We start from the raw sequence: 16,831 nt of genomic DNA, 5'->3' as shown, positions 1-16,831 counted from the left end.
AGAATCCTTCCGGTGACGTTGAATTGACCACGCTCGGGTCGAGACGCTGGGTCCTCAGGGTACCGAGACATCGAGGAGGACATCATGTCGGCGATCGACATCGTGGGACAGTACGGCGCGGCAATGGCCGCGGGAGACATGCGGGCACTGGCGGCGACGTTCGCTGCGGATGCCGTCTGGCACCAGCCCGGTGAGAGCCAGGTGTCGGGCGACAAGGTCGGCCCAGACGCGATCATCGCGCATCTCGGGCGCTTCATGGAGCTGAGCGGCGGCACCTTCGTGCTCGAGACCGAGTCGGCGACCGAAAGCGGGGCCCTCGTGTCGGCGACGGTGCGCTTCCGGGCCGCGCGCGAGGGGCGCGCCGATCTCGTGCAGAACGGGGTCGACGTGTTCCGCGTGGCGGACGGCCGGATCGCGGAGGTCTGGCTGATCAGCGAGGACCAGCAGGCGGAGGACGCGTTCTGGGGTCACGCCTGAGGCCGAGTTCTGAGAACGGAAGTCGGAGATGCGCAGGTGTGTGATGCGCGGGTCTTCGATCGGCACCAAGCGGTCTCCGGCTTCCGCTCGGACCGGTGGTTCACCTCACCCGTTCGACCGGTTGACGGAGGATCGTGCGGAGCTTCACCGGCTCGACCCGCCGGACGTCGCTGAGATAGATCTCGTGATGCAGGCCCGTCATGCGCAGGCCGTTGTCGGGGATGAAGCGGTGGTGCAGGTCGTCGAGCACCGGAGCTTCGTCATCGTAGGAACCGACGTGCAGTGTCTGCGCGCAGAGTCCCTCATCGAGCGTCTCGAGGCGCACCGAACGCAGTGCAGGGGTCTCCTGCTTCTTCTTCGCCGCCTTCTGCTCGACCGCCGCGACGGCCTCGGCGAACATCTCGGGCGTGACGTGGTCGGGAACCAGGATCATCAGCGTCCACAACCATGCCGACTTGTCTCGCCGCGATGTGAACGACTCCATGTCAGGAGCGTGCCAGAGCCCTTCCAGGGGCATCACGACGGTGTCGACGCCGAGAGTCTTCCTGCTCTCGAACTTGAGCGTGTACGCCAGTGAGAAGAGTGCTGTAACCGCATCCGAGTACGCCGGCGCCGTGTTCGGGTCGCCAGCGCCGTCGATCATCAGGTACTGCATCGCCGGGACCTCGAGGATGCGGAACTCGCGCCGTTTCGCCTTGTACGCGTCGAGCGTCTTCTTCGGGTCGATCGCCATCGCCGTCCTCTCGCTGCCGGGCACGACCGCCGGCCATGGCGACAGTGTCGCACGGACGGCCGACATCGGGTGGGCGGGGCGCATCGGATCGCATCACCCACCCGATGGCGATCAGCCCTGCTCGACCGCGAGCCAGAGTTCGCACGACGCATGCGTGCCGGTGAACTCGAGGTATCGGACGATCGACGGCCCCGGCCGCAGCCTCCACGGATTCGACGGGAACCAGTCGCTCGCCGTCGCGGCCCAGAGGTTCTGAAGAGTCTCGGGGAACGGGCCCGCGGCGGCGAAGACCGCCCACGAACCGGCCTCCACTCGGATGGTGTCGAGATCGTCGGGTACCGGTGCATCCGGATCCAGGGAGACCCCGTGCAGGTAGGTCAGCTCGGTGCCTTCGGAGGCGTCCGGTGCGATGTCGCCCGTGATCGCGAGGATCCCCGAGGGCTCCGCATCGCTCAGCTGCTTGAGCCGGAGGTGCTCCTCCGGCGCGATCCCCGCGATGTGCGCCTGGATATGCGGATTGACTCCGGTATGGATGAGCGGGACTCGCGCGGCATGACCCACGAGCACGAGCTCGGGCATGGTGGTGATGGTGACGTCCATCGGGGTGCTCCCTTCGACGCTCAGGCGGAACCGGAGCGTGGGTTGTGTACGGAGAGGACCCCCGTCCCGGCGCGCATCGACGGGGCCGATGCCGTGCACCGCACGGAATGCGCGGCCGAACGCCTCGGCTGAGCCGTAGCCGTGTCGCACTGCGACCTCCAGCACGCTCGGGGCACCCGCCGCGAGCTCGGCACCCGCGAGCGTCATCCGACGCCGACGGATGTAGTCCGACAACGGCATACCCGCCAGCGCCGAGAATATCCGACGCAGGTGATACTCCGTCGTGCCGTGCCTCCGAGCGAACCCGGCTACGTCGAGGTCTTCGTGCGAGTCGCTCTCCACAAGCTCGACCAGCGCGTTGAGCGTTCCGATCATGAGGTCCTCCTTTCCCCACCATCGTGCGCCGATCTGGGCCGCGCCACCCGATCATCCGGATCGGATGCGATCAGGTGCGCTCCCCCGGATCGGCCAGCAGTCCGGCGAAAGCCAGCTCAGCGGCTCCGATCAGCAACCGATCGGCACCGAGGGCTGCCGGGCGGATCTCGAGCCCCTCGACGCTCTCGGACATGGCGAGCGCGCCGACGTCGGCGGCGATCTGCGCGGGACGCAGATCGGCGACCGTCGCGAGGAATCCTCCCAGCACGACGAGGGTCGGGTTGAGCACGTTGACGGCGTTGGCCAGCGCACTCGCGAGCACATGCGCCTGTCGCGTGATCTCGTCGGCCACTGTCGGCGACTCCGACGACGTGAGCTCGGCGTCGAGTCTCTCGTCGTCAGCGGCATCCAGGCCCACCGCGTCGAGCAGCAGCCGCCTGCTCACCTCCGCCTCGAGAACGCCGTCACCGGTGCGACGGTCGCCGTCCGCGGAGATGCGCGGGCGGTTCTGCCCGAACTCCCCCGCGTATCCGCCTGCCCCCGCGACCGCTCGACCGTGGATGATCAGACCGCCACCGATGCCGGAGGCACCGCCGTTCAGATAGACGACGTGGTCGATCCCCCTGCCCGCCCCGTAGCGGTGCTCTGCGATCGCCCCGAGGGTGGCGTCATTGTCGACGAACGCCGGCGATCCCGTCGCCGACCGCACGAGGTCGGCGAGCGGCACATCGGTCCATTCGAGGTGAGGGGCATTGCGCACGACGCCGTCCGACGTCCGCACGAGGCCGGGCACTGCGACTCCCACAGCCTCGATGCGCGCGCCTGCGAGAGGCCCCTCTCGCCAGGCATCGACGCGCGCCCGGATCGTCTCAGCCACGCCCTCGGGCGTGGGCAGGCCCTCGTTCGGCAGTCGCTCGCGAACCAGGATGCTCCGGTCGAGTCCGACGGCGGCGATCTCGATCGCATCCACCTCGGGGTTGACCGCGATCGCGACGACGCCGGCGGAAGCCGTCACGACGGGTGACGGACGCCCCACCCGGCCCGGCAGCTCAGGCACACGCTCATCGACGAGCCCCCGCCTGACCAGCTCGGCGACGAGATCCGCGATCGTCGATCGGTTGAGTCCTGTCGCCTCGGTGAGCGTCGCCCGCGACTGCGCGCCCTCCTCGTGCACGAGACGCAGGATACGGGCGAGATTGTGCGCGCGCGTTCCCGATGCGGGACTCGGCTGTGACGGCATCCCTTCACTGTAGGGGGTGGACGCAGCTTCCGTCCTGATATATGTTGTCAATCACAACTTATTCGATGATCTGCACAGGAGCAGCCATGACCATCCCCACCCGCGACGACAAGTTCTCCTTCGGCCTCTGGACCGTCGGCTACAACGGAGCAGACCCGTTCGGCGGCCCGACCCGACCGGCCCTCGACGTCGTGCACGCCGTCGAGAAGCTCGCCGAGCTCGGCGCCTACGGGCTGACGTTCCACGACGACGACCTGTTCGCGTTCGGCTCGACCGATGCCGAGCGTCAGAACCAGATCGATCGTCTCAAGGGCGCTCTCGCCGACACCGGCCTCGTCGTGCCGATGGTGACGACCAACCTGTTCAGCGCCCCGATCTTCAAGGACGGCGGCTTCACCTCGAACGACCGCGACGTGCGCCGCTACGCCCTGCGCAAGGTCTTCCGTCAGCTCGATCTCGGCGCTGAGCTCGGCGCGAAGACGTTCGTCATGTGGGGCGGCCGCGAGGGCGCCGAATACGACTCCGCGAAGGACATCCGCCAGGCGCTGGAGCGCTACCGCGAGGCCGTCAACCTGCTCGGCGACTACGTGACCGACAAGGGCTACGACATCCGCTTCGCGATCGAGCCGAAGCCGAACGAGCCCCGCGGCGACATCCTGCTGCCGACGCTCGGCCACGCGATCGCGTTCATCGACTCGCTCGAGCGCCCTGAGCTCGTCGGCGTGAACCCCGAGGTCGGTCACGAGCAGATGGCCGGACTCAACTTCACCGCAGGAATCGCGCAGGCGCTGTTCCACGGCAAGCTCTTCCACATCGATCTCAACGGCCAGCGAGGCATCAAGTACGACCAGGACCTCGTCTTCGGTCACGGCGACCTGCACAATGCCTTCTCGCTCGTCGACCTGCTCGAGAACGGCGGCCCCGGCGGTGTCCCCGCGTACGACGGCCCGCGTCACTTCGACTACAAGCCGAGCCGCACGGAAGACGAGAAGGGTGTCTGGGATTCGGCCGCCGCGAACATGCGCACGTACCTGCTGCTCAAGGAGCGGGCAGCCGCGTTCCGCGCCGATCCCGAGGTCCAGGAGGCACTCGCCGCCGCCCGCGTCGACGAGCTCTCGACGCCGACGCTGAAGGCCGGGGAGACATACGACGACTTCCTCGCCGACCGCTCCGCCTACGAGGACTTCGACGCGGACTCCTATTTCGGCGGCAAGGGCTTCGGCTTCGTCCGTCTGCAGCAGCTCGCGACCGAGCACCTGCTCGGCGCCCGCTGATCGTCATGCCACTGGTTCTCGGGGTCGACTCGTCGACCCAGTCGTGCAAGGTCGTGGTCGTGGACACATCGACCGGGGCGGTCATCCGCTCCGGTCGAGCGTCGCACCCCGAGGGGACGTCGGTCGACCCCGAGGCCTGGTGGAGTGCGCTGAATGCGGCGATCGCGGAGGCAGGCACTCTCGACGACATCGCCGCCTGGTCGATCGGCGGTCAGCAGCACGGCATGGTCGCGCTCGACGCGTCGGGTGCCGTGGTCCGCGATGCGCTCCTGTGGAACGACACCCGCTCGGCGGGCTCGGCGCAGGACCTGATCGACGAGTTCGGCGCCGAGGAACTCTCCACTCGAACCGGTCTCGTGCCCGTCGCCTCGTTCACGATCACGAAGTTGCGCTGGTTGCGCGATCACGAGCCCGAGAACGCGGCGCGGGTGGCGGCGGTCGCGCTGCCTCACGACTGGCTCACCTGGCGACTGCGGGGCTTCGGTCCTGAGAACCCGGTGCTCGACGAGCTCGTGACCGATCGGTCGGATGCGTCGGGAACGGGCTACTGGAACCCCTCGACCGGTGAGTACGACCGTGAGCTGCTCGTGGCGGCTCTCGGGCATGACGCGATCCTGCCGCGCGTGCTCGCTCACGACGAGTCGGTGACGGATGCCGATGGGCGGCGCGTAGGCGCGGGAGCGGGAGACAACGCCGCGGCCGCGCTCGGACTCGGCGCGGTGCCCGGCGACGTCGTGGTGTCGATCGGCACGTCGGGCACGGTGTGCGCGATCAGCACCACTCCACTGAGCGATGCGAGCGGAACGGTGGCCGGGTTCGCCGACGCGTCGGGCAACTTCCTGCCGCTCGTCGCGACGCTCAACGCGGCTCGGGTCGTGGACGTCACCGCCGCTCTGCTCGGAGTCACCCACAGTGAGTTCAGCGACCTCGCCCTGCAGGCGGCACCGGGAGCCGGCGGCCTGACGCTGCTCCCCTACTTCGAGGGCGAGCGCACACCGAACCTGCCGGATGCCACGGCATCCCTCTCGGGAATGACACTCGCGTCGACGACCAGGGAGAACCTCGCCCGTGCCGCGGTCGAGGGGATGCTGCGAGGGCTCGGCGCAGGCCTCGACGCGCTGCGCGACCTCGGCATCCCGTTGGAGCGCGCGTTACTGATCGGTGGCGGTGCGCAGTCCGAGGCCGTGCGCCGCATCGCGCCCGAAGTCCTCGGCCTGGCGGTCGAAGTGCCCGAGCCCGGCGAGTACGTCGCGCTGGGCGCCGCGCGCCAGGCTGCTGCCGTCGCCGGCTAACCTCTCCCCTCCCGGCCTTTCCAATCCGTTTCGAATCGCTTGAATGACCCGATACTCCGTCCGGATACGGTCATTCGAGCGATTCGAACGGAGTCCGGGGATGCCGTCAGCCGGCGAGCACTCGAGCATCCCGCTGCGCGATGATACTCAGCTCTGCCGCAGCGAAAGCGTGCGCCTGAGTCATGGCGTGCTCGGTGCGGTCGAGGCAGTCGCGGATGAGCTGCCCGAAGAACGGGAAGCCCGTCTTGCCCGTCGCGTCGAAGCGGAACTGGCCGTCCTGGTTGACGAGCAGCACCTGCCCTCCGCCGTTGTCGGTCGTGATGTCGGTGTACTTGCGCAGCTCGATGTATCCGTCAGTGCCGAGCAGCACCGTGCGGCCGTCACCGAAGACGTCGAGCCCCGCCGGGGTGAACCAGTCCACGCGCACGTACCCTGTCGTGCCGTTGTCGAGCACGACGTGCGCGTCTCCGAAGTCCTGCAGTCCGGGCGTCTCGGGGTGCGCGTAATTCGCCACCGTCGAGCTCACGATCTCTCCGTCGGTCGCACCCGTGTAGTAGAGCATCTGCTCGAAGTTGTGGCTGCCGATGTCGCAGATGATGCCGCCGTACTGCTCGGGATCATAGAACCAGTCAGGGCGTCCTGCGCCGATGCGGTGCGGCCCGAAGGACGCCACCTGCAGCACCGTGCCGATCGCCCCCTGGTCGATCAGCTGCCCCGCGAGGATCGCCGCCTCCGAGTGCACGCGCTCGCCGTAGTAGACCGCGAACTTGCGACCCGTGCGCGCCACGGCGTCACGGGCGGCCTCGAGGTCGTCGATCGTCGTGATCGCGGGCTTGTCGGCGAAGAAGTCCTTGCCCGCATCGAGCACGCGCACTCCGAGAGGCGCCCGCTGATTCGCGATCGACGCGCTCGCGACGAGCTGCACCTCGGGGTCGTGGAGGACCTCCTGCTCGCTCGCGGCGACTCGTGCCTGCGGAAACCGCTCGACGAAGTCGGCGATCTTCGCGGGGTCCTCGTCATAGACGAGCGAGAGGGTCGCGCCGGCATCGATGAGCTGCTCGACCATCCCGTGGATGTGTCCGTGCGCCAGGCCCACGGCCGCGAAGACGAACTCCCCGGGGCCGACGACCGGCTCGGGCAGCGGATCGAAGGTATAGGTGCGGGTCATCGGTCATTCTCCTCATCGGTCACGCGATCGGTCACGTCGTCATCGGTCACGTCATAGGTGCGCAGGCGTCCGCACATGCCGAAGCCGCGATCCCCCACCGAGGGTACGGCCTGGTGAACACGGGCGTCGGCGAGGTGCATCACCGAACCGGACGCGACGGCTTCGGCGAGCGCGAGCGACTGCTCGGCCTGGGCCAGCGGCCGCGCTCGCACGAGGTCTCCCCATGCCTCGGCACGATCGCGCACGAGCGCACCCGCGGCGGCATGGAACGCCTCGAGAGCAGCACGATCGCCGGCGACGACCGCATCCCGCAGCGCCTCGAATCCGGTCACGGCCAGGTCCCGACGTGCGGACGCACGCTCGGCTCGCTCGTTCTCGTCTCCGAGCGAGGCCGCCTCCGCATACGCAGCCGGGTCCGCCACGATCTCTGCGGGGAAGGTCATCACGGCATCCCCCGCCTCGGGCAGCCCGGCGTTGCTCATCAGCACGACGACCCGAAGGTCGCCGCGGTTCACGGCGCGATGGATGGTTCCCGGGGTGAACCACACCACCGATCCCGCCGACAGGGCGATCTCGCGGAAGCCGTCCGCGTCGATCGTCTGCAGCGCTCCCTCACCCGAGATCACCACGTATGCCTCGGTCGAGACGAGGTGCATGTGGGGGCTTCCGCCGCAGATGCCGTCGGGCGCCGCATCCGCATAGACGTCGAGATGCGACAGCGACGTGCCGCCGGGGAACGAGGATGCGGTCACGATGCCGCCTCGATCAGCGAGGTGGTCTTCTCGAAGAAGTGCGGAGCGTTCGCGACGAGCTGCCCGGCCCGGTAATACGGGTCGGATGCCTCGATCGGCAGGGACACGAACCGGCGCTCGAAGCCCGCCTTGTAGATCGCCGTCACGACCTCGACCGCATTGCGTCCGTCGAGGCCCCCGGCGATCGGTGGCTTGCCGTCGCGGATCGCGCCGAGCAGGTCACCGATCTGGCCTTCGTGCCCGAGGTGAGCGAGAGGTGTGCGCGCGGCGACGAGCGCCTCGATGCGCGCCACCACGTCGGAGTCGCCTCCCTCTTCGGGGAATCCGTCCGCGCGAGCGCGCTCGGCGACGACAGAGAACGGTTGAGACACCCGGGCATTCGCGCCCTGGATGACGATCGCCTGTTCCTGCCCGTGGTGCACGACCGAGCTGGTGAGCTGGGCGAGGCCGCGGTCGTAGCGGAAGATCGCGACCGAGAGGTCCTCGACCTCGGCGTTGTCGTGCTGTGCATTGGCGAGCATCGCGGTGATCTCGCTCGGACTCCCCAGCAGCCACAGCAGCAGGTCGATGTGGTGGATTGCGTGATTCAGAGTGCATCCCCCACCCTCCTTCTCCCACGTGCCGCGCCACCACAGGTCGTAGTACGGCAGCCCCCGCCACCACGCCGAGTCGACCCGGACGTGCGAGATCGATCCGAGCAGCCCGGAGTCGACGACGTCCTTGAGGGTCGCGAGATCGTCGCGGAAGCGGTTCTGGGCGACGACCGAGAGCACCGTGCCGGAGCGCTCCTGCGCCGCGAGCATCGCGTCGCACTCTTCGAGCGACGGGGCCATCGGCTTCTCGACCAGCACGTGGATGCCGGCGTCGAGAGCCGCGATCGCGAGCGACGCGTGCGTCGACGGCGGGGTCGCGATGCTCACGATGTCGACCAGCCCGGAGGCGATCATCTCGAGCGGATCGTCGAACGTCGCGACGTCCGTCAGCCCGAAGGCCTCGGCCTTCTGCGCCGCCTTGCCCGGGATCACGTCGGCGAGCGCTGCGATCTCGCACTCGTCAGGGAACGTGAGGTATCCGTCGATGTGCGCGTCGGCGATCCCGCCGGTGCCGATGATTCCGATCCTGAGCATCCACTGCCTCCTCGATGAGGTGTTACTACGTATTACTAAGACGTAGTAGATACTATCGATGCAGACACCGGTCACGTCAAGCCCCGAAAGGACGGATGCCATGGAGAAACGCCCGACGAGCCATGACGTCGCCCATCTCGCCGGAGTGTCGCAGTCCACCGTGTCGTTCGTCTTCACCGGACGCGCCGGAATATCCGAGGCCACCCGTGACAAGGTGCTGCGCGCAGCATCCGAGCTCAACTACCGACCGAACCTCGCCGCCCGATCGATGCGCACGCAGCGCACCGGTCGCCTCGCCGTCGTGGTGCCGATCGCGACCATGAATCCGCTCACCCTGCTGTCGGGGGCGATCGCCGCCGCCCGCGATGAGGGATATGTCGTCGAAGTCGTCAGCCTGCCCGACGGCCCGGAGGAACGCGTCGAGCGTCTGACCGACGTGGTCGAGTCCGGACAATACGAGGGCGTTCTCGCGTTCACTCCGCTCCCCTTCATCGACACGACCGGCGGGGGGCCGATCGTGCTGTCGGTCGGCGAGTTCGACGACGCCATGCACATGACCGGCGAGTTCACCGATTCACGCCCGATCTCCGAGATGATCGAGCGGTTGGCAGAGCAGGGACACCGACGCTTCATCCACCTCGCCGGCGCCGAGGACTTCCCCTCTGCGCGAGCGCGCCGCGAGGCCTACCTCGCGACGATCGAGAGGCTCGGGCTCGAGTCCCTCGGGGTGACCGACGGCGACTGGAGCGGGACGGCGGGAGAGCATGCGATCGACGCCCTGCCCGACGATGCGCCCCCGCTCGCGGTGATCGCCGCGAACGACGTCATCGCGACCGGCGCGATTCGGGCCGCCACCAGGCGCGGGTGGAAGCTGCCCCACGAAGTCGCTGTGACCGGGTGGGACGATCACCCCCAGAGCGCGTTCCTCGTCCCCTCGCTCACGAGCGTCTCGCAGGACCGCGAACGTCTCGGCGCCTACTCGATGCACCGACTCGTCGCGGCAGTGCGAGGTGGCGAGCCGCCCGAGAAGCCCGACGGACTGCTCACCATCGTGTGGCGCGAGTCGACCGAGTCCCCTCAGTGACTACCGTGGAAGCGGAGGCCCCCATGAAGATCCTGATCCCGAACACCTTCGACCTGCCGGTGAACGCCGACGTCGAGGCTGTCGTCTACGACATCGATACACCCGTCCCGGAGGAGCACCGCGACGCCGAGGTGCTGGTCGTCTGGCACAACTCGTCGGAATGGCTGAAGGAAGCCGCCCGCGTGCTGCCGAAACTCCGGCTCGTGCAGGCGCTCGCCTCGGGTGCCGATGTCGTCCTGAATGCCGGATTCGGTGATGATGTGCGAATCTGCTCCGGTCGTTCGCTGCACGATGGTCCGGTCGCCGAGCACGCACTGACGCTGATCCTCAGCGCGGTGCGGCGCCTCGATCGGCTTCACGATGCGCAGCACGAGCACCGCTGGGATGAGGACTTCAACGACGTGCAGAGCGCTCCGGGCACGCAGCAGTCCTACACGCTCGCAGGCTCCCGTGTCACGATCTGGGGCTTCGGCTCGATCGCCGGGGCGCTCGCTCCCTCCCTCACGGCACTGGGCGCCGACGTGCAGGGCATCGCCCGCACCGCAGGCACCCGATCGCGATACCCGGTGCACGCGGACGCCGACGCCACGGCGATCCTCGCCGAGACAGACGTGCTCGTCTCGATCCTCCCCGCCACAGCCGAGACCACCGACCTGTTCGACGCCGAGGTCTTCGGTGCGCTCAAGCCCGGAGCGGCCTTCGTGAACGTCGGCCGGGGCGCGACCGTCGATGAGGCCGCCTTGATCGCGGCACTCGAGTCGGGGCAGCTGCGTGCGGCCGCCGTCGACGTCACGAAATCCGAACCGCTTGCGGCATCCGATCCGCTCTGGGATGCGCCGAACCTGCTCATCACGCCGCACATCGCGGGCAACCGGCCGGTCGGCGCCGCGCACCTGGTCGACCGGAACGTGACCCGCCTGCACGCCGGCGACGACCTCATCAACCAGGTGCGCCCGTAGGGTCTGGACACCGCGCGGCGAGCGGCGCATGCTGAACGCATGACCGCCTTTCAGACCACGCACGCGTTCAGCGGATTCAGCGTCGACGACATCGACGCCGCCCGCTCCTTCTACGGCGACACCCTCGGGTTGGACGTCACCACCAATGCCATGGGCTTCCTCGACATCAGCCTGCCCGATGGCGGCTCGATCCTCGTCTACGCGAAGCCGAACCACACGCCGGCGAGCTTCACGATCCTCAACTTCCCCGTCGACGACATCGACGCGGCGGTCGACGACCTCAACGGGCGCGGAGTCGTGACCAAGATCTACCCCGATTCGGACTTCGACACCGACGACAAGGGCATCCTTCGCGGTGGCCCCGATCGCGGCCCCGACATCGCGTGGTTCACCGACCCTGCGGGCAACGTGCTCGCGGTGATGTCAGCCGCCTGAGCGACGCGGCCACCACGACCGGTCAGGGCGTGCGTGTGCTCGACGTGGTCAGCGCGCACCCCAGTGCGGCGGCTCCCAGGAGTTCGACGGCAGCGGGAGCAGATGCATCTCCTCGAGGGCCAGTTCCGCAGCGATCGGATCACCGTCCTCGACCGCGCGACCCAGACGACCCCACCCGGTCTCGAGCATCGCCCAGTTCGGCTCGCGATCGTCTGCCGTGATGCGGATCTGGTAGCTCATCGGCGTCATCGCGGCACGCGCGAGCGAGACCAGCGCCGCATTGGCGCAGCGTTCGAGCAACAGCTCGTACATCGCGACACCCAGACGCAGGTGCTCGTGCTTGTCTCGCGCCGCGAGAGCCGCCTCGACCCTGCGGACGATCGCGGCGAACGCGGCCCGGTCGGTGCCGTCGAAGGAACCCACCGTCGTTCGGGTCACCCCGCCCATCACCACGCCCAGAGTCTGGATGAACGACTCCACGTGCTCAGGGTCCGGCTTCACGACGCGCGTGTAGCTCTGCGCAGCCGATTCGACGAGTCCCTCCATCGCCAGGCCCTGCAGCGCGTCGCGGATGGGTGTGCGCGAGATGCCCAGCCACTGCTGCAGCTCTTTGTCGTCGAGGCGCTCGCCGGGCTTCAGCGTGCCATCGAGAATGGCGTCGCGGATCGCGTCGTGGGCTTCATCACGCAGAAGCCGTCGCTGGACGGTCGGCTTCGAATCATTGGGAACCGGCATGTGGCTTCCTGCTCGGGGGTCGGGAACGCTGCAGCACAGGTTACCGGTCTGCCGTCGCTCAGATCTCCGTTCTCAGGCGAGCAGCCCGTCGAACAGCACGTTCATGGCAGGGTCGACGCGCTGCAGCTCCGGGTGTGAGTCGTGCCACTCGATGATCTCTCTCGCCGCGGTGTGCAGCGGCACGACCGGGGCGAAGTCAGGCACCAGGCGGCGGATCTTCGTGTTGTCGAAGATGACCGAGTGCGCCATGTCACCGGTCAGCTGACCGGCGCGGTCGGGCGCGGCATCCTCGATCGCGGCGCTCGTGGCGTAGTGGATCCTCGGCTCCGCACCGGCCGCGCGTCCGAGGATCGTGTAGATGTCGTTCCAGGTGTAGACGAAATCGCTGGTGATCTGGAAGGTGTCGCCATAGGCGAGCGGGTTGCCGAGCAGTCCTGCGAAGCCCACCGCGAAGTCGCTCGAGTGGGTGAGGGTCCAGAGCGACGTGCCGTCACCGTGCACGATGATCTCCTCACCGCGGCGGATGCGATCGATCGCCGTCCATCCTCCGAAAGCGGGGATGGTCCACTTGTCGTAGGTGTGCGATGGGCGCAGCACCGTGACCGGGAACCCACGGTCGCGATAGGCGGCTTCGAGCAGATCCTCGCAGGCGATCTTGTCGCGTGAGTACTGCCAATACGGATTGCGCAGCGGCGTGGACTCGGTGATGGGCAGGCGCGCCACGGGCTTCTGATAGGCGGATGCCGAGCTGATGAAGACGTACTGCCCCGTGCGGCCTTCGAAGCGGTCGATGTCGCGCTGCACCTGGTCGGGGGTGAAGGCGATCATGTCGGCCACCACGTCGAATTCGCGGCCGGCGAGAGCGGCGTCGACCGCCGCGGCATCCGAGACATCGGCGGTCAGCACCTCGACGCCCTCGGCGGGCTCACGACGCGACTGCCCACGGTTCAGCAGCGTCACCTCCATGCCCCGAGACGCGGCGAGCGCGCTCGCCGCCGAGGAGATGATCCCCGTTCCACCGATGAACAACACCTTCGTCGCAGTCATGTCTTCGACTCTATCGACGGGGCGGACGCCGGGCTCCGATCGCGGCAGTCTGCAGCCACCGGCAGGCCGCGGACTCAGGCGAGCAGCTCGAAGAGCGCGCGAACGGCCGCCTCCGCAGTCTCCGGTTCTCCGGCGTGAATCGCCCGTGCGGCGGCGCCGGCCGCAGTCGAGAGCCCCCGCGTCGTGACGTCACGAGGCGCATCCGCGGAGAACTGCAGCGCGCACTGAGCCAGGATCGTGCTCTCCACGAGGTGCATCGCCTGTCGAGGATGCTCGATGAGCGCGGCCACGGCGGTGAGGAACGCGATCGCTGCCGCGTTGCGGTCGGCGGGCTCGCCTGCACCGCCGATCAGTTCGAGATGCGCTGCGAGATCCGCGCGGATCTCGTCAGTCGACGTGGACAGCGCCTTTCTGAGCGCTGCACCGGCGAGCACGCCGGCATAGCCGATCGAGGCACGCGACTCTGAGGTCGTGAAGTCGGCGACCTTGGTGTACCGGGCAGGAGTGACCTCCACCAATCCGATGTCGCGCAACCGGATGATCGCTTCGCGGATCGGATTCAGCGACATGTCGAGCTCCCTGGCGAACCGCGTGGTGTTGAGCGTGTCGCCAGACAAGTACTCTCCCCGGAGTATCGCCGCGAGGATGTGCTCGAAAGCCAGTTCGGGCAGCGGAACGGACCCGTGATGGATCCACTGGCGCGCCCGTGGCTCCGCATAGGCGATGGTCATTTTTGCTCCCCGGGTCCGTCGTGGACGCCCCCGTTCGTAGGAGCCCCTACTGAACAGACTCGCGGCGGCCCGGAATATTACGCCGGGGTCGCCGATACGTCTCAGACGACGGTGGCACCTGGCGTCGCCGCGAACTCCTCGAGAGCCGCGATGACGTCGACGGAGAGCACGACCTGGCTCGCCGCGACGGCGTCGTCGATCTGTCCGGTGCGCGATGCGCCGATGATCGCTGTGGTCACCACCGGATCCCGCAGCACCCAGGCGACGGCGAGCTGCGGGATCGACAGACCCGCATCCTTGGCGACGCGGTCGATGCCGCGGATGCGCTCGAGATAGCTGTCGGTGAGCGCCGATCCGTTGAGGAAGTGGCTGTTCGCCGCACGCGAGTCGGCGGGAACGTCGCCGTCGATGTACTTGGCGGTCAGAAGGCCCTGGGCCAGTGGCGAGAACACCGCGCTGCCGACCTTCAGCTCGCGCAGCGCCGGGAACAGCTCGGCCTCGGGCGTGCGGTCGAACAGCGAGTAGCGGGGCTGGTGCAGCAGCAGGGTCACGCCCTGGTCTGCCAACAGTTCGTATGCCCGACGGGCGAGCTCGGCCGGGTAGTTCGAGATGCCGACGTACAGCGCCTTTCCGCTGCGCACGATGTCGGCGAGGGCCGTGACCGTCTCCTCCAGCGGCGTCTCGGGGTCGGGGCGGTGCGAGTAGAAAACATCGACGTAGTCGGTGTTCATGCGCTGCAGGCTCTGCTCGAGCGAGCGGGTCAGGTACTTGCGCGATCCGCCGTCGCCGAAGGGGCCGGGCCACATGTCGTACCCGGCCTTGGTCGTCACGAACAGCTCGTCGCGGTAGCGGGCGAGGCCGCTCTCGAGAACCGCGCCGAACGTCGACTCGGCAGAGCCGTAGGGCGGGCCGTAGTTGTTGGCGAGGTCGATGTGCACGACTCCGCGGTCGAAGGCGTGCAGCACGATCTCACGCTGGCTGTCGAAGGTGCGGTCGCGGCCGAAGTTCTGCCAGAGACCCAGCGAGACCTTCGGCAGCTGCACTCCGCTGGTGCCGGCGCGCTGGAAAGGCACATCGGTGTACCGGGTGGAGGCGGCCTCGAAGGGGCTCGTCAGGCGGGGGTCATCGGCAGCGATGGGCATGAGGGATGCTCCTAGATGCGAGGCGGGGGAAGGCCTTCAGGATAGCGCTTGCCGCTTCGCCGCTGCTCATCCGGAACAGGTGAGCAGCCACCGCGAGATGCGGGAACCGAGGCTACCGTGGCCGCAGGCCGCGTCGGCCGATCGACGGACGAACAGGAGCCCACCATGACCACCGATCTGACCTCGCTCGCCACAGAGGCCTACGTCTTCGGCTTCCCGCTGGTGTTCAACCTCGACCAGGTTCAGCGCTATGTGACCGAGGGCGTGGGAGCGAACCCTGCGGCTCCCTTCAACTCGTTCAGCCATGCTCGCGCGATGGCCGGCCCCGCAGACACGTTCGTGACCATCAACAACGACACCCTCTACTCGATGGCGCAGATCGACCTCAGCGTCGGCCCCGTGCTCCTGCGGGTGCCGGATACGGAGGGACGCTATTACGTTCTGCAATTCGTCGACGCCTGGACGAACAACTTCGCCTATGTCGGGCACCGCGCCACGGGCACGCAGGCGGGAGCATTCCTGCTCGTCCCTCCCGGTTGGTCTGGCGACGCGCCGGATGACACCAGCGCCACGATCGAGTTCCCCACCCGTATCGCCTCGATCGTCGGGCGCTGGGCCTGCGCGGGCGACCACGACCTCGCGTCCGTCGCCGCGCTGCAGGATGAAACCACCCTGACGACGCTGGATCCGCACGCGCGGCCCATCGGCATCCCGCAGCCCGCAGACTCCGACTCCGACGCTCTCGTCTTCTTCGACAAGCTGCGTCTGTGGAGTCAGGCCTTCCCCGCCCCGGAACGCGACCAGCAGCTCCAAGCAGGCCTCACGCCTCTGGGGATCAACGATGCTGATCGATCGATACCCGACGTCGACGAGGAGATCGCGTCTGCGCTCATCGCGGGCTACGAGCACGGCCGAGCCCTCATCGAGAAAGTTCTCCACTCCGGTGGCACCAGCCCCGAGGTGAACGGTTGGAAGCTCACCTTCCACGCGTTCGACTACAACCTCGACTTCTTCCGGACCGGCGCACTGGATGATCCCCGGTTCAAGATCGGCGACCCGAAGATGCGCATCATCGAACGAGCGGCCGCAGCAGCAGGAGGCCTGTGGGGGAACCACTCCTATGAGGCGGCGTACATCATGACCTACGTCGACGATCAGGGTGAGCAGCTCACGGGTGCGCGCAGGTACACCCTGCACCTCGATCCCACACCTCCGGTGGGCGCGTTCTGGTCCTTGACGATGTACGACGTGCCGAACTTCTTCATGGTCGAGAATCCGATCGACAGGTATTCGATCGGCGACCGCACGCCGGGCATCGTCTACGAACCCGACGGTTCACTGACGATCACGATCAGCCACGATGAGCCCGCCGACCCCACTGCCCGGGCGAACTGGCTGCCTTCACCGGCGGGCGATTTCCGCCCTGTGCTGCGAATGTACGAGCCGGCCGAAGCAGTGCTCGACCGCACCTATGAGGTTCCCTCGATCATCCGCGTCTGACGCACCTGCTCGGGCGCAGAGCGTCACGCGACACGCCTGCGGCATTCATGCCACCGGCCCGAGACCGGAGGGTCAGGCCGACCGCTGTCAACCACTCCGACGAAGTCGGATGCGCGAGGTAACGTGGCGCAGAGCCGGCGAATGTCGCATCCATCCGCGC

General features: G+C 68.0%; 17 protein-coding genes. 7 read left to right on the top strand and 10 right to left on the bottom strand.

Annotated features, from left to right (window positions below):
* The first annotated feature begins 84 nt into the window (after nt 1-84).
* Nucleotides 85-477 carry a nuclear transport factor 2 family protein gene (locus tag RQG77_RS11445; RefSeq protein WP_311244827.1) on the top strand — a complete coding sequence of 131 codons (393 nt, stop codon included), beginning with the start codon at nt 85-87 and terminating at the stop codon, nt 475-477.
* Between the two features lie 100 nt (nt 478-577).
* On the opposite strand, the gene RQG77_RS11440 is transcribed toward RQG77_RS11445, so the two are convergent.
* The 3 genes from RQG77_RS11440 to RQG77_RS11430 all read right to left on the bottom strand — a co-directional run bounded on the left by RQG77_RS11440 (nt 578) and on the right by RQG77_RS11430 (nt 3,425).
* Complete coding sequence (locus RQG77_RS11440) at nt 578-1,210, bottom strand: GyrI-like domain-containing protein (RefSeq protein WP_311244995.1); 633 nt, start codon at nt 1,208-1,210, stop codon at nt 578-580.
* 111 nt (nt 1,211-1,321) lie between these two features.
* Entirely contained in the window at nt 1,322-2,185 is an 864-nt protein-coding gene (locus RQG77_RS11435) for an AraC family transcriptional regulator (protein ID WP_311244826.1), read from the bottom strand.
* Nucleotides 2,186-2,255: 70 nt separating this feature from the next.
* Nucleotides 2,256-3,425, bottom strand: a complete 1,170-nt coding sequence (locus RQG77_RS11430; protein ID WP_311244825.1) for an ROK family transcriptional regulator — start codon at nt 3,423-3,425, stop codon at nt 2,256-2,258.
* Nucleotides 3,426-3,511: 86 nt separating this feature from the next.
* Between RQG77_RS11430 and xylA the strand changes: the two genes are divergently transcribed.
* Together xylA and xylB are read left to right on the top strand one after the other, a co-directional pair.
* Nucleotides 3,512-4,699, top strand: coding sequence for a xylose isomerase (xylA, locus tag RQG77_RS11425; RefSeq protein WP_311244824.1), 1,188 nt, complete (start codon nt 3,512-3,514; stop codon nt 4,697-4,699).
* 5 nt (nt 4,700-4,704) lie between these two features.
* Nucleotides 4,705-5,991: a xylulokinase gene (gene xylB, locus RQG77_RS11420; protein ID WP_311244823.1), complete on the top strand. Its 1,287-nt coding sequence runs from the start codon at nt 4,705-4,707 to the stop codon at nt 5,989-5,991.
* Between the two features lie 106 nt (nt 5,992-6,097).
* On the opposite strand, the gene RQG77_RS11415 is transcribed toward xylB, so the two are convergent.
* From RQG77_RS11415 to RQG77_RS11405, 3 genes are read right to left on the bottom strand one after another with little or no spacing between them, the layout of a single operon-like run.
* Nucleotides 6,098-7,159: a Gfo/Idh/MocA family oxidoreductase gene (locus RQG77_RS11415; RefSeq protein WP_311244822.1), complete on the bottom strand. Its 1,062-nt coding sequence runs from the start codon at nt 7,157-7,159 to the stop codon at nt 6,098-6,100.
* On the bottom strand, nt 7,156-7,911 hold the full coding sequence (locus tag RQG77_RS11410; RefSeq protein ID WP_311244821.1) for a cupin domain-containing protein: 756 nt from the start codon (nt 7,909-7,911) through the stop codon (nt 7,156-7,158). Before RQG77_RS11410 ends, RQG77_RS11415 begins: the two co-directional genes overlap by 4 nt.
* Complete coding sequence (locus RQG77_RS11405; RefSeq protein WP_311244820.1) at nt 7,908-9,038, bottom strand: Gfo/Idh/MocA family oxidoreductase; 1,131 nt, start codon at nt 9,036-9,038, stop codon at nt 7,908-7,910. The genes RQG77_RS11410 and RQG77_RS11405 overlap by 4 nt, the downstream gene beginning before the upstream one ends.
* Nucleotides 9,039-9,138: 100 nt before the next feature.
* Between RQG77_RS11405 and RQG77_RS11400 the strand changes: the two genes are divergently transcribed.
* From RQG77_RS11400 to RQG77_RS11390, 3 genes are read left to right on the top strand one after another with little or no spacing between them, the layout of a single operon-like run.
* A complete protein-coding gene (locus RQG77_RS11400) occupies nt 9,139-10,122 on the top strand; it encodes a LacI family DNA-binding transcriptional regulator (RefSeq protein WP_311244819.1) in 984 nt (327 codons plus the stop codon).
* 23 nt (nt 10,123-10,145) lie between these two features.
* Complete coding sequence (locus tag RQG77_RS11395; protein WP_311244818.1) at nt 10,146-11,081, top strand: NAD(P)-dependent oxidoreductase; 936 nt, start codon at nt 10,146-10,148, stop codon at nt 11,079-11,081.
* Between the two features lie 39 nt (nt 11,082-11,120).
* The gene (locus RQG77_RS11390) at nt 11,121-11,516 is read left to right on the top strand and encodes a VOC family protein (RefSeq protein ID WP_056309753.1); all 396 of its coding nucleotides are present in this window, start codon (nt 11,121-11,123) and stop codon (nt 11,514-11,516) included.
* A 48-nt stretch (nt 11,517-11,564) separates the two neighbouring features.
* Here RQG77_RS11390 and RQG77_RS11385 read toward each other — a convergent pair whose 3' ends face one another.
* The 4 genes from RQG77_RS11385 to RQG77_RS11370 all read right to left on the bottom strand — a co-directional run bounded on the left by RQG77_RS11385 (nt 11,565) and on the right by RQG77_RS11370 (nt 15,171).
* Entirely contained in the window at nt 11,565-12,251 is a 687-nt protein-coding gene (locus RQG77_RS11385) for a GntR family transcriptional regulator (protein ID WP_311244817.1), read from the bottom strand.
* 72 nt (nt 12,252-12,323) lie between these two features.
* A complete protein-coding gene (locus RQG77_RS11380) occupies nt 12,324-13,298 on the bottom strand; it encodes an NAD-dependent epimerase/dehydratase family protein (protein ID WP_311244816.1) in 975 nt (324 codons plus the stop codon).
* Between the two features lie 74 nt (nt 13,299-13,372).
* Complete coding sequence (locus RQG77_RS11375) at nt 13,373-14,029, bottom strand: GntR family transcriptional regulator (protein WP_311244815.1); 657 nt, start codon at nt 14,027-14,029, stop codon at nt 13,373-13,375.
* A 101-nt stretch (nt 14,030-14,130) separates the two neighbouring features.
* Complete coding sequence (locus tag RQG77_RS11370) at nt 14,131-15,171, bottom strand: aldo/keto reductase (RefSeq protein ID WP_311244814.1); 1,041 nt, start codon at nt 15,169-15,171, stop codon at nt 14,131-14,133.
* A gap of 165 nt (nt 15,172-15,336) precedes the next feature.
* Here RQG77_RS11370 and RQG77_RS11365 point away from each other — a divergent pair, with 165 nt between their 5' ends.
* Complete coding sequence (locus tag RQG77_RS11365; protein ID WP_311244813.1) at nt 15,337-16,671, top strand: DUF1254 domain-containing protein; 1,335 nt, start codon at nt 15,337-15,339, stop codon at nt 16,669-16,671.
* Nucleotides 16,672-16,831 lie beyond the last annotated feature (160 nt).

Origin of the sequence: Microbacterium sp. WCS2018Hpa-23 (assembly GCF_031843845.1) — a bacterium.
Taxonomy (GTDB): domain Bacteria; phylum Actinomycetota; class Actinomycetes; order Actinomycetales; family Microbacteriaceae; genus Microbacterium.
The sequence above is the reverse complement of the archived record's forward strand: the minus strand, read 5'-3'. Positions and strand labels throughout refer to the sequence as shown.